Annotated in this window: 11 protein-coding genes and 1 pseudogene; 11 read left to right on the plus strand and 1 reads right to left on the minus strand. The window is 58.8% G+C overall.

Annotated features, from left to right (window positions below; all coding sequences use genetic code 11):
- Positions 1–56: 56 nt before the first annotated feature.
- The 5 genes and pseudogenes from BMZ70_RS17145 to BMZ70_RS29320 all read left to right on the plus strand — a co-directional run bounded on the left by BMZ70_RS17145 (position 57) and on the right by BMZ70_RS29320 (position 5,219).
- Complete coding sequence (locus BMZ70_RS17145; RefSeq protein WP_092276862.1) at positions 57–2,444, plus strand: TonB-dependent receptor; 2,388 nt, start codon at positions 57–59, stop codon at positions 2,442–2,444.
- A 630-nt stretch (positions 2,445–3,074) separates the two neighbouring features.
- On the plus strand, positions 3,075–3,458 hold the full coding sequence (locus BMZ70_RS17150) for an IS66-like element accessory protein TnpA (protein ID WP_092276865.1): 384 nt from the start codon (positions 3,075–3,077) through the stop codon (positions 3,456–3,458).
- Positions 3,455–3,802, plus strand: a complete 348-nt coding sequence (gene tnpB / locus BMZ70_RS17155; protein WP_092276868.1) for an IS66 family insertion sequence element accessory protein TnpB — start codon at positions 3,455–3,457, stop codon at positions 3,800–3,802. Before BMZ70_RS17150 ends, tnpB begins: the two co-directional genes overlap by 4 nt.
- Positions 3,803–3,982: 180 nt before the next feature.
- A pseudogene (locus BMZ70_RS17160) lies at positions 3,983–5,087 on the plus strand (IS66 family transposase); the annotation flags it as partial.
- A 39-nt stretch (positions 5,088–5,126) separates the two neighbouring features.
- Positions 5,127–5,219 carry a hypothetical protein gene (locus BMZ70_RS29320; RefSeq protein WP_373922517.1) on the plus strand — a complete coding sequence of 31 codons (93 nt, stop codon included), beginning with the start codon at positions 5,127–5,129 and terminating at the stop codon, positions 5,217–5,219.
- 93 nt (positions 5,220–5,312) lie between these two features.
- Here the strand turns inward: BMZ70_RS29320 and BMZ70_RS17165 are convergent, their stop codons facing one another.
- Entirely contained in the window at positions 5,313–6,245 is a 933-nt protein-coding gene (locus tag BMZ70_RS17165) for a LysR family transcriptional regulator (RefSeq protein WP_092276871.1), read from the minus strand.
- 81 nt (positions 6,246–6,326) lie between these two features.
- Between BMZ70_RS17165 and BMZ70_RS17170 the strand changes: the two genes are divergently transcribed.
- From BMZ70_RS17170 to BMZ70_RS17195, 6 genes are all read left to right on the plus strand, one after another.
- The gene (locus tag BMZ70_RS17170) at positions 6,327–7,250 is read left to right on the plus strand and encodes a carbon-nitrogen hydrolase family protein (protein WP_092276874.1); all 924 of its coding nucleotides are present in this window, start codon (positions 6,327–6,329) and stop codon (positions 7,248–7,250) included.
- A 10-nt stretch (positions 7,251–7,260) separates the two neighbouring features.
- The gene (locus tag BMZ70_RS17175; protein WP_092276877.1) at positions 7,261–8,457 is read left to right on the plus strand and encodes a trans-sulfuration enzyme family protein; all 1,197 of its coding nucleotides are present in this window, start codon (positions 7,261–7,263) and stop codon (positions 8,455–8,457) included.
- A 7-nt stretch (positions 8,458–8,464) separates the two neighbouring features.
- Positions 8,465–9,457: a GlxA family transcriptional regulator gene (locus tag BMZ70_RS17180; RefSeq protein WP_207231495.1), complete on the plus strand. Its 993-nt coding sequence runs from the start codon at positions 8,465–8,467 to the stop codon at positions 9,455–9,457.
- 222 nt (positions 9,458–9,679) lie between these two features.
- Positions 9,680–10,426: an SDR family oxidoreductase gene (locus BMZ70_RS17185; RefSeq protein ID WP_092276882.1), complete on the plus strand. Its 747-nt coding sequence runs from the start codon at positions 9,680–9,682 to the stop codon at positions 10,424–10,426.
- A 43-nt stretch (positions 10,427–10,469) separates the two neighbouring features.
- Positions 10,470–11,369 carry an SDR family oxidoreductase gene (locus BMZ70_RS17190; RefSeq protein WP_092276885.1) on the plus strand — a complete coding sequence of 300 codons (900 nt, stop codon included), beginning with the start codon at positions 10,470–10,472 and terminating at the stop codon, positions 11,367–11,369.
- Positions 11,370–11,432: 63 nt separating this feature from the next.
- Positions 11,433–12,017 carry a LuxR C-terminal-related transcriptional regulator gene (locus BMZ70_RS17195; RefSeq protein ID WP_092276888.1) on the plus strand — a complete coding sequence of 195 codons (585 nt, stop codon included), beginning with the start codon at positions 11,433–11,435 and terminating at the stop codon, positions 12,015–12,017.
- Positions 12,018–12,024: the final 7 nt, after the last annotated feature.

Raw genomic sequence — 12,024 nt, forward strand, 5'->3', positions numbered from 1 at the left:
GAAGCGCTACCACAAACCAGTTGAAGTACCCAGACCAATAAAACAGGAGACACCACATGCAATCGAACCAACCGAAACTGCGGCTCATCACAGCTGCGGTTGCTCTCACCCTGATCGGCGGCGCGGCCGCTGCGCAGGAGGCCGACAATGGCAAGCTGGAATCCGTCATCGTCACCGCCAACAAGCGCGCGCAAAACCTGCAAGATGTGCCGGCCTCGATCACCGTGCTGAGCGACGCCGTCCTGCAGCGCGCCAACGTGCGCGACCTGGAAGACGTGCCGGCCCTGTCGCCGGCGCTGACGCTGTCCTACGGCACCCAGCCCGGCAACTTCAGCATCAATATGCGCGGCATCGGCACCTTCTCGCTCGGCATCGGCGTCGAGGCCGACGTGGCCGTGATCGTCGACGACGTGCCGCTCGGCATGCAGGCCGGCGCGTTTAAAGATCTGGCCGACGTCGGCCGCATCGAGGTGCTGAAAGGCCCGCAGAGCACGCTGTTCGGCAAGAGCTCGATTGCCGGTGCGATCAACATCACCACCAAGCCGATCGGCGGCGCGTGGAAAACCAACGCCACCACTTACATCACCAACGACAACGAGTGGCGCGCCGGCGTCAGCACCGGCGGCTCCGTGTCGGACACGCTGCGCCTGCGCATTGCCGCCAGCAAGACCAACTTCGACGGCACGCTCAACAACCTCACCACCGGCAAGAAACTCAATGGCAGCAAAGGCGACAACATCAGCGGCAAGCTCGAATGGCAGCCGCTGGAACAGCTGACCCTGACGCTGACGCCGCACTACAACCGCACCGAGAAATTCTGCTGCTCCAACGCCTTCACCGCGATGTCGCCGGGCGCGCTGTACCGCAACGCGCCGCAGCTGCCGCCGTCGGTGGTGCTGGCCGGCATCCACATCAGCCCCGACAACCGCGACGTGCGCAACGACTACCCGACCGGCGGCAAATTCCACGACGCCGGCACCGGCGTCAAGCTGGACTGGGCGTTCGACGACAACAGCGCGCTCAAGGGCCATACCCTGAGCTCGATCTCGTCCTACAGCAAATACCACATGGACGATTACCAGGACAACGACAACACCGACGTCGACATCCTGCCGTTCCTGTTCCTGCCCAACGGCCAGCCGACCGGCATGCATGGCGGCCTGTACCAGTATGGTTTCTTCGACGTCAAATCGACCACCCAGGAATTCCGCCTGACCTCGCCGGACAAGGGCACGCTGCGCTACGTGGCCGGCCTGTGGTACGGCAAGAACGCCCTGACGCGCGAGCTGACCAAGGCGCCGCTGATCCAGGCCTACGGCACCGCCTACGGCGCCGACGCCTGGAACATCAGCAAAGCCATCTACGGCCAGGGCTCGTGGGACTTCCGCCCCGACACCAGCTTGATCGTCGGTGCGCGCTACAACGACGAAGACACCGGCTACAACTTCCGCCGCTACACCGTGCCGCCGCAAGTAAAAGCGCTGACCGAGTTCTACACCAAGTCCGACAACGACAAGAGCAGCACCTACAAGCTCGGCCTCGAACATCGCTTGAACAAGGACGCGATGGTGTACGCGATGGCCTCCACCGGCCACAAGGGCAAGGCCTACGACCTGACCTCCGGCTTCACGTCAGCCACCGCCAAGCTGCCGGCGGTGGCGCCGGAAACCGCCACCAGTTACGAGCTGGGCTGGAAACAAAGCCTGTGGGACAACCGCGCCATGTTCAGCGTGGCCCTGTTCCGCACCAACTTTAAGCACTTCCAGCAATCGTCCAGCTTCTTCGACGACGACGGCACCTTCCGCACCGGCCTGAACAGCATCGGCGGCTTGCGCACACAGGGTCTGGAAGTGGAAGGCAATGTGCGCGTGACGCGCGAGCTGCAGCTGAACGGCAGCTTCGCCTACACCGAAGCCACCATCCAGGAATTTGAAAACGGACCGTGCTACAACGTGATCAACGCGGCCGGCACCGGCAGCACACCGGGACCGGGCTGCGCGCAGAATCCGAAGTACAACAACACCTTCGTGCAGAATCTGGCCGGCAAGACCTTGCCGAACGCGCCGAAAGTGAAGGTCAACCTCGGCGGCCAGTACGACCTGATGCTGCCGTCGCAGAACTTCAACGGCTTCATCGCCGGCTCCACGCGCTACCAGAGCCGCACCCAGTTCTCGCTGAGCCAGGATCCGAACACCATCCAGGGCGCGTACGCGATCACCAACGTCAGCTTCGGCGTCAAGGACAAGCAGGACCGCTACAAAGTCACCTTCCTGGTCAACAACCTGTTCGACAAGCGCTACGCGACCGGCCTCAACAACGCCATCGCCAACGGCACCTGGAGCCCGAAAACGCCGAATACGCCGGTCGCGGTCAACACCACCGAATGGATGCCGCCACGCGACTTCCAACGCTACTTCGGCGCGCGCCTCGATGTGACGTTCTAACGAGCATCTCCCTCGCGACTTCCGCACTTCAGTCGCACTTCCGCCCCCGCAGCCCGCTGCGGGGGCTTTTTTTCAGGGCGGCCGGGCGGAGGGTTGGGTATTCCAAAACCCAACTTAGTCTAAAAAGGTCTAATCGGCACACCTCGAATCTAATACGGTCTAAAACTCGCAAGGCCGCATCGAAAACAGTCTAAAAAATCAGCCCCAAAGTCTAAACCGGTCTCCTTTTTCAAAGCAAAAGTCTAAAGCGCTCCACAAATCCGTTCTCACCGAAAATTTTTAGACTGCTTAAGTTCTCACGCCACAAAAATGCCCCACCTGCACCGGCATCAATGGTCACGAGTGACAGATTCATCCACGCAGCCGAGGGCCGTGCGAACACCTAATCGAGCTTTTCAATTGTTGATAAGACTAGCGTTGCCGATGACACGGCTTCCGACCAGCTACCTCTTACCAATAGCAACTTTGAGCGCTTGCAAAGGATGCAATGCAGATATTCATGAGGTAAAGTAGGGCTTTCATCTCACTGGGAATGTGCGCCTAAGCGTAAAGCCAGCGCCGTCTGGACTACACATCGCCATGTATCCATGATCTAATTTTGGCACAGCAGTTGTGCCCACAAATTTAATTATGGACACAAATTTTCAATCAACCGCCAAACGCGGACCACGCGGAAAATATCGTCAGCATTCGCAGGAGTTCGAACGCAAGGTTATCGAGCTGGCGATGCAGCCTGGCACCTCGGTGGCGCGCGTAGCGCGCGACCATGGCATCAACGCCAATCAGGTGTTCACATGGCGCAGGCAACACGAAGCGGGACTGTTGGGCGCTGGATGTCCGGTGGTAGCCAGCGAATTTCTGTCGGTCGTGATGACACCGGCCCCGACACCGTCGTCCCCAGTACCGGAGCACATGGGCATCATCACATTGGAACTTGGGAAGGTGCGACTGCGCATCGAAGGCCCTGCCGATCCCGCCACATTGGCACTGGTATTGGACCGGGTGCTGCGATGATTGGCCTTCCTGCAGGCACCAAGTTCTGGTTGGCAGCCGGTACCACCGACATGCGCTCAGGCTTCAATGGGCTGGCCGCAAAAGTGCAGACAGCACTGGAGGAAGATCCGTTCAGCGGTCACGTGTTCGTCTTCCGGGGCCGACGTGGCGACCTCGTTAAATTGTTGTGGTGGACCGGTGATGGCTTGTGTCTGCTGGCCAAGCGGCTGGAGCGCGGGCGCTTCGTCTGGCCGCAGGCAACCAGTGGTTCGGTAGCGCTGACGCACGCGCAACTGTCGATGCTGCTCGAAGGCATAGACTGGCGTCGGCCAGAACGCACCTGGAAGCCAACGTCGGCCTTGTAAACGTTGCAAGCCTGACGTAAACTTGGCGCATGCTCATCCCCGCGACCTGCCCAACGACATTGCAGCCTTGAAGGCGCTGCTGCTCACGCAAGACGCAGTGGTGGAAGGTCTGCGCGATCAACTGAACGACGCGCCGTCGAGATCGAACACCTCAAGCTACAGATTGCCACGTTGCGGCGCATGCAGTTCGGCCGCAAGTCGGAAAAGCTGGACCACCAGATTGAACAACTGGAATTGCAACTGGAAGACCTGCAAGCCGACGAGGCCGAGGCCGATCGAGAAATGCCAGCAGCCAATCAGGCGCCGTGCAAGAAATCGGTAAGCCGGCCTTTGACCGATCATTTGCCGCGCGATGAGAAAGTGTATGCGCCCATGGTCGACGCCTGCCCGGCCTGTGGTGGCGGCCTGCGGCCGCTGGGCGAGGACGTGGCTGAGCAACTTGAATTCGTACCGGCCAGCTTCCGCGTGATTCGCCATGTGCGCCCCAAGCTGGCATGTTCCTGCTGCGATGCCATCGTTCAGGCACCAGCGCCAAGCCGCCCCATAGAACGCGGCATTGCCGGTCCGGGTCTGCTGGCGCACATTCTGGTGGTCAAGTTTGCCGATCATTTGCCGCTGTATCGCCAGTCAGCCATCTACGCCCGCGAAGGCGTTGACCTGGACCGCGCGCCTGTGGACCTACGTGCGTGACGACCGGCCCGCTGGCGATGCCACGCCGCCAGCCGTCTGGTTTACCTACACGCCCGACCGCAAGGGCATCCATTCACAGACGCACCTGGCCAAGTTCGAGGGCGTGCTGCAAGCCGATGCATACGCCGGCTTCAACGCCTTGTTCGACGACGGCACGGTCCGCGAAGCTGCCTGCTAGGCGCACGCCCGTCGTAAGTTCTACGATCTGCATGCGGCGCGACCGACCGCGCTGACTACCGAAGCGCTACGCCGCATTGCCGAACTGTACGTAATCGAAGCGGAGATCCGAGGCCAGCCACCAGATGAACGAAAGCAGGTTCGACAAGCTCGTGCGCGACCTTTGCTCGATGATCTTGAGCGCTGGCTGCGCACCACGCTCGATACGTTGTCGCGCAAGTCCGACACGGCGGCCGAGATCCTGTACGCGCTCAAGCTGTGGCCGGCACTGCTGCGCTACTGCGACGACGGCGTCATCGAGATTGATAACTCGGCCGCCGAACGCGCCTTGCGTGGCGTCGCCATTGGGCGCCGCAACTACCTGTTTGCTGGCGCCGACAGCGGCGGCGAACGCGCAGCTGCGATCTACTCGCTGATCGGCACGGCCAAGCTGAACGGAGTCGACCCCGAAGCCTGGTTGCGTCACGTGCTGACGCATATCGCCGATCATCCCGTCAACCGGGTTGATGATTTCTTGCCTTGGAACTGCAACCTACCCGCAGCCCTCTGAGATAACTCCGCTTCCCAGCGGGGACGCCATCATCGACAGATCGCCACAGCACTCAAGAGGGCGCTTGAGCGGAGGCTAACCCTGGGAACGTATTCACCCGAATTTATTCCAGTTTTTTTTGGCCAGAAGTTCCATTGCAATGGTTTTTACTTCTGCGACAATCGGATCTCTAAGCGCACTTTTTAGCCAACCAAGCTCAATCGGGTAACGAGGCATAGATACAGGGCAGCGTACCATTTTCAGTCCAGTCATTTGGGCAATTTGATGGGCGGCATGGGTGGGCATAGTGGCCACGGCATCGGTCCCCTTCAACAAAAACGGCAACGCTGAAAAATGCGTGGTCGACGCCAGCACATGGCGTTGATGCCCAAGCGCGGCAAGTACCTCATCCACTACACCGATAAAGCCTCCCGAAGAGATGAGAATGTGCTTTCGATCCAGATATCCACCCAGATCAAGAGCCTTAGATTTTGTGTTAGCAGAGCCTGGATCAATCAAGCAGGCATAACCGCCCTCTCCCAAAGCTTCGCGACTGACCAAGGGCGAGGACAGGCCGCCGGAAGTAATGGTTAAGTCTGTCTCACGCCGCATTACCATCTCAAGCGCTATCTGGCTGTGGGTCTGTCGCAACGCTAGTCTCAGTCCTGGCATCCGCTTATTAATCGCATTGAGAAGCACTTTCCCGATCGCGATTTCATAGTCATCCGACATGCCTATCAATACTGATCGGCCCAGATATCCACTTTCGCCATGTGATCCCATGCCAAGGCTTTGGCGGAATTTATTGAGCGCGTCTGAAATAATGGGTTTGAGCTCGTGAGCGCGCGACGTCGGCGCCAGTCCTCGTCCAGTGCGGGTGAACAGCTGGTCGCCGTAAATCGTCCGTAGGCGATTCAAGGCGGCGCTGACCGCAGACTGCGTTATCGCCAGTCGCAGTCCAGCCCGACTTGCGCCCCCCTCCTCGTAGAGCGCTTCGAATATTTTCAGCACATTCAAATCAATCTTACTGATATTAATCTGCTTCATATCTTTTAGTCCTGATATTGGATTGATCCATTTTACGTCATTTCCTATACTCGGAAGATCGCCATCGATTAAGGAAATATTGTGCAAGAAACTGTCATCGCGGCCTTGCAAATTGGTTCGCATCCTGAAGGAAAACAGCAGACATGCGAACAGATCATGTCCTTTGCGGACCAGATCGTGGAATCGAAAGCGAGTCTGGTGGTCATGCCCGAGGCTTTAGTGGGTGGATATCCCAAAGGCGAGATGTTTGGAACTCGGCTGGGCTACCGCTCAGAAGAAGGACGCCAGACCTTCGCACGCTATTATCACAACGCCATTGATGTGCCTGGGCCGGAGACGGGTGAGTTAGCGCAACTCGCACGCGTGACCAATGCGGTTCTGGTGATCGGCGTGATCGAACGTGGCGGCAGTTCGCTGTACTGCTCAGTGCTGTTTTTTGATCCTGAGAAAGGTCTGGTGGGCAAGCACCGCAAGCTCATGCCCACCGGAACCGAGAGACTGATCTGGGGCCAGGGCGATGGATCGACCTTGACCGCGCTGGACAGCAAGGCAGGCCGTATCGGCGCCGCGATTTGCTGGGAAAATCACATGCCGCTATTTCGCACCGCCATGTATGCAAAAGGCGTGCAGCTATGGTGTGCCCCCACAGTGGATGAACGCGAGATCTGGCAGTGCTCAATGCGCCATATTGCCCATGAGGGACGATGCTTTGTCGTTAGCGCGTGCCAGGTACAGCCATCGCCCAGGGCGCTAGGCATTGAGGTTCCGGGATGGGATGCCGACCGTCCGTTGATCAAGGGCGGCAGCACAATTATCGGTCCGATGGGCGATGTGCTGGCTGAACCGCTGCTGAACCAGACTGGTTTGGTGACCGCGACCGTGGATTTGGAGGCACTGGTGCGTGCACGCTACGACTTTGACGTGGTGGGCCACTACGCCCGCCCAGATGTGTTTACGCTCTCAGTGGATGAACGTAGCAAAGAAACCGTGCGCTTTTTAAAGTAAGGAGGCAAGGATGTTTAAGAACGATCAGAGTGCTTACGGATTCCGGACCATGGCAATCCACGCCGGCAAATGCGCGTCGTCCGATACGGGTGCACTGGCACTACCAATTTACGCGACAACATCATTCGGATACGGTGATTTCGATAGCGGCGAGCGGCGCTTCGCTGGGGTGGAACGCGGCTTCCTCTATAGCAGGTTCTCCAATCCTACTGTGCAGGTTTTTGAACAAAAAATGGCGCTTCTCGAGGGGGGAGAAACCGCACTGGCCGCTTCAAGTGGCATGGCGGCCATCTGTGCTGCTCTGTTCGGCTTGCTGTCGGCGGGGGACGAGTTGATTTTCGTGGGCACGCTATACGGTGGCACGCTGGGCGTGATGCAAACACTTTTGCCACGAATGGGAGTAAACGTCCTGGGCGTCAAGGACGTCGGGGAGCTGGGCAACGCGATCACCGCAAAAACCAAGTTGGTCTACGTTGAAACGCCATCCAATCCCACCTTGGAAATCATCGATCTGGGCGCAGTCGCTGCGCTGGCCAGAGAACACGCCGTGATTAGCATTGCCGACAACACCTTTGCCACGCCCTACCTGACCAGACCGATCGATCTCGGAATTGATATCGTCGTGCACTCGGCCACCAAGTACATAGGCGGACATGGCGATGCCACCGGAGGCGTGGTGATCGGCAGCAAGCAGCACATCGAACTGATACGCACCGCAGGGGTCAAGCAGTTTGGAGGATGCATGAGCCCACAAGACGCGTTCCTGTTTGTACGCGGACTCAAGACCTTGCCTTTGCGGATGGAAGCCGTATGCGATTCCGCTTTAGCGATCGCACAGGCGTTACATCGGCATCCTCTGGTTGAACAGGTGTTTTACCCCGGGCTGGCAGCACATGCCGGGCACGATATCGCCGCCAGGCAAATGAAGAAATTCGGCGGCATTTTGGCGTTCACGCTGCGCGGCGGCAAAGCTAACGCGCGCCGTTTCCTCAACCAGTTGATGGTGATTACCCAAGCCGTTTCGGTCGGCGACGTCGACTCGCTCGCTTGTCATCCTGCCTCCACCACCCATAGCGCAGTGCCAGCCGAGGTCCGGCTGCAACAAGGCGTCACCGATCAGTTGATACGTCTGAGCGTCGGTATCGAGGACTTATCGGATCTGCTGACGGATATCTATGCGGCGCTCGCGGCGCTCACTCTTGAATAAGAATAATATGCGACACGTCGTCTTTTTGATCATTTCCCCCATCGTCGAACTTGATTTGTTTGGGCCACTCAATGTGTTTGCACTAGCCGGTGGGGATGGTCCTAAGCCGCCGGACCTCGACAAACGTAAATACAAAACCACCATCGTCACCACGGGTGAGGACTTGAACATCATTGGCGAATGCGGCGTCAATATGCTAGCTCATAAACGCTATCGCGACCTCGACGAGCCGATCGATACACTGCTGGTGGTCGGCGGTGGTGGTGCCTACACCTTTGACGGCAACGCTGAGGTTTGCGCATGGCTACAGGTCCGCGCCAACCACATCCGCCGCATCGGTGCAATCTGTACTGGCGCCTTTGTGCTAGCGGCGGCTGGCTTGCTCGACGGGCGGCGAGCCGCTACCCACTGGGGCTGTACAGATGAACTCGGGGTGCGCTATCCCAAAGTGAAGGTCGATCCGGAGCCCGTATGGATCAAAGATGGCAAGCTTTATACGTCCGCCGGCATCACGGCCGGTATCGATCTGGCGCTCGGCCTGGTGGAGGAAGATATGGGCAGCAAGGCCGCACTGGCGATTGCGCGTTTGCTGGTAGTATTTCTGAAACGCCCCGGAGGCCAACGGCAGTTCAGCATCGCGTTATCGGCGCAAGCCCCCAAGACCCAGACTTTCGCCGATTTGGTCAGCTGGATCGCCGAGCATCTGGCGGATTCACTGTCGGTGGAAGAACTGGCCGACCGCATGGCTATGAGCCCGCGCAACTTCACCCGCGTGTTCACCGAAGAGCTTGGCGTGACGCCGGCACGCTATGTGCGGCAAGTCCGGATCGAGGCAGCCCGCATCATGCTGGAGCAAACGCGCAAAGGCATGGATGAAATTGCTGAGCTGTGTGGTTTCGGCAGCGATGAGCTAATGCGTCGTGCATTTATCAGCGATATCGGCGTGCCGCCGAGCCAGTATCGCGCCACGTTCGAGAGTGGTCCGCTTGAAAAACGGTAGTCCCCCAACGGCCACTGGCAGCTATCGTGGGTTGCCTGTCGCAATTAGTGGGAGTGGCAAATGAATCGTTTGAAATTGGCAGTTATGTAGGGCTGCCTGTCCTTCGAATTGGAAGTTTAAAGTGAGAAAGTAGATCCATTGAATCAGCCAAGGCACAACAGCAACGGCGGATTCAAGGGAAGAACCTTTCGCAGCTAACTGAACTTACACAAGGAGCAGGACATGAACATCACCAAAGAAATCAAGCAGGTCGCCATCGTCACCGGTTCGTCGCGCGGCATCGGCGCGGCGGTTGCAGAACGTCTGGCAAATGACGGCTTTGCCGTGGTCATCAACTATGCAGGCAGCGCCACCGAGGCTGAAGAACTGGCCGCCAAGATTGAGAAAAATGGCGGCCACGCATTGCCACTGCAAGCGGATGTCAGCGATCCATCGGCTGTGGCCGCCATGTTCGCCAAAACCGAAGAGGTATTCGGCGGTGTTGATGTGCTGGTCAACAATGCCGGCATCATGGCCTTGTCGAGTATTGCAGAAACCGATGATGCCAGCGTCGATCGTCAAATCGATATCAATTTCAAGGGCAGTTTCAATACCATGCGCGAAGCTGCGCGTCGCCTGCGCCAGGGTGGCCGCATCGTCAACTTCTCGTCCAGTGTGGTCGGCATGCTGCAACCGACATACGGCGTCTACGCCGGCACCAAGGCCGCCATCGAAGCTTTGACCAGCATTCTGGCCAAGGAACTGCGCGGCCGCAACATCACCGTCAACGCGATCGCCCCCGGCCCTACCGCGACCGCGCTGTTCCTCAACGGCAAACCCCAGGAAGTGATCGACCGCCTGTCGAAGCTGGCGCCACTGGAGCGTCTGGGCCAGCCGGCCGACATCGCAGCCGCCGTGGCATTCCTGGTGGACCCTGACGGCGCCTGGATCAACGGCCAAGTGCTGCGCGCCAACGGCGGCATCATCTGATTTTAACGCTTCACCTCTCTCTATTCCCACGAAAGGAAATGCCATGAAACAAGTTATCGTCATCACCGGTGCCTCCAGCGGTTTTGGTGCGCTCGCCGCACGCGCCTTGGCCCACGCTGGTCATACCGTCTACGCCAGCATGCGAGAAACTACCGGCCGCAATGCGCCACAAGTAACCGAGGTAGCACGTTACGCCGATGAACATCGCGTCGATCTGCGCACCGTAGAACTGGACGTAGCCTCCAGCGACTCGGTCGATGCTGGCATCGCCAAGATCATCGCCGACAACGGCCGCCTGGATGTGGTAATCCACAACGCTGGTCATATGTCTTTCGGTCCGGCTGAGGCGTTCACGCCGGAACAATTTGCACAGCTGTACGACATCAATGTGCTGAGCACTCAGCGGGTCAACCGTGCCGCTTTACCGCAACTGCGCCAGCAGGGCCGTGGCCTGGTGCTGTGGGTATCGTCGAGCAGCACGCGTGGCGGCACACCGCCGTATCTGTCGCCGTACTTTGCCGCGAAGGCAGCGATGGATTCGCTGGCGGTATCCTACGCCTCGGAACTGACGCGCTGGGGTATTGAGACTTCGATCGTGGTGCCGGGCGCCTTCACCAAAGGCACTAATCACTTCGCGCACTCTGGCTCGCCCGCAGACAAAGCACGCGCAGCGGAATATGACGATGGTCCTTATCAAGGCGTGCCAGACATGGCACTCAAAGGATTGGCTGCACTTGAACCCGCCGATGCCGATGTGGCCGACGTGGCCAAGGCCATCGTGGAGATTGTGGGAATGCCATTTGGTAGCCGTCCGTTCCGCCGCCATATCGACCCATCGCAGGATGGCGCCGAAGTGGTCAACGGCGTGGCAGACCGGGTCCGCACCGAGATGTATCGCCGGATCGGCCTGGAAGACCTGCTGACGCCTCGTCAACGCGGCTAAACGCCTTCATCCGACCAGCCGCACGTTCCACGACGTGCGGCAAATGCAACCGAAAGGAAAGATATGCCAGTTTCTCATCCAGTCCGCGTTCAGGTGCTGCACGCCGATCCTCTGATGTCCGCCGGCCTGTTAAGCGTATTGCGTCACCGCGATGAAGTGCGCGTTGTTGATGAGAACGCAGATGTTATCGTGGCCGACTACCAGCGCGCGCTAAGTACCATACGCCTTTCATTAGCGGGTGCACCGCGCATTGTGATTGTTACCCAGTTTGACAAGGAATGGCAGGTACGTTCGGCGCTGGCCGACGGCATCTGCGGCTACCTTTTGCAAAGCTGCACGGCGGATGAATTAATCGATGGGCTGTGTCTGGCTCGCCAGAACATGGTTTGCTTAAGCGCGACATTGCGCGGCCTGGTGGAACAGGCGCCAGTTCACGACTGCTTGACTGGCCGCGAGCGCGACGTGCTTCAACTTCTCGCGACCGGACGCTGCAACAAGGCAATCGCGCGCGATCTAGGTATCGGCGTTGGCACTGTCAAAACACATCTCAAAGGCGTGATGACTAAGCTAGGCGCCACCGCTCGTACACATGCGGTAGTGCTGGCTACGCAACGTGGCCTGGTCGATCAGAGGGCCGCATCGCATTAGTTTGAAA

The sequence above is a fragment of the Duganella sp. CF402 genome, assembly GCF_900109645.1.
Classification (GTDB): domain Bacteria; phylum Pseudomonadota; class Gammaproteobacteria; order Burkholderiales; family Burkholderiaceae_D; genus Rugamonas.

Excerpts from the sequence above, each read along its gene's own strand:
- tnpB (WP_092276868.1), top strand. The coding sequence starts at position 3,455 with ATGATTGGCCTTCCTGCAGGCACCAAGTTCTGGTTGGCAGCCGGTACC.
- BMZ70_RS17185 (WP_092276882.1), top strand. The coding sequence starts at position 9,680 with ATGAACATCACCAAAGAAATCAAGCAGGTCGCCATCGTCACCGGTTCG.
- BMZ70_RS17150 (WP_092276865.1), top strand. The coding sequence starts at position 3,075 with ATGGACACAAATTTTCAATCAACCGCCAAACGCGGACCACGCGGAAAA.
- BMZ70_RS17145 (WP_092276862.1), top strand. The coding sequence starts at position 57 with ATGCAATCGAACCAACCGAAACTGCGGCTCATCACAGCTGCGGTTGCT.
- BMZ70_RS17190 (WP_092276885.1), top strand. The coding sequence starts at position 10,470 with ATGAAACAAGTTATCGTCATCACCGGTGCCTCCAGCGGTTTTGGTGCG.
- BMZ70_RS17165 (WP_092276871.1), bottom strand. The coding sequence starts at position 6,245 with ATGAAGCAGATTAATATCAGTAAGATTGATTTGAATGTGCTGAAAATA.
- BMZ70_RS17195 (WP_092276888.1), top strand. The coding sequence starts at position 11,433 with ATGCCAGTTTCTCATCCAGTCCGCGTTCAGGTGCTGCACGCCGATCCT.
- BMZ70_RS17175 (WP_092276877.1), top strand. The coding sequence starts at position 7,261 with ATGTTTAAGAACGATCAGAGTGCTTACGGATTCCGGACCATGGCAATC.
- BMZ70_RS17180 (WP_207231495.1), top strand. The coding sequence starts at position 8,465 with ATGCGACACGTCGTCTTTTTGATCATTTCCCCCATCGTCGAACTTGAT.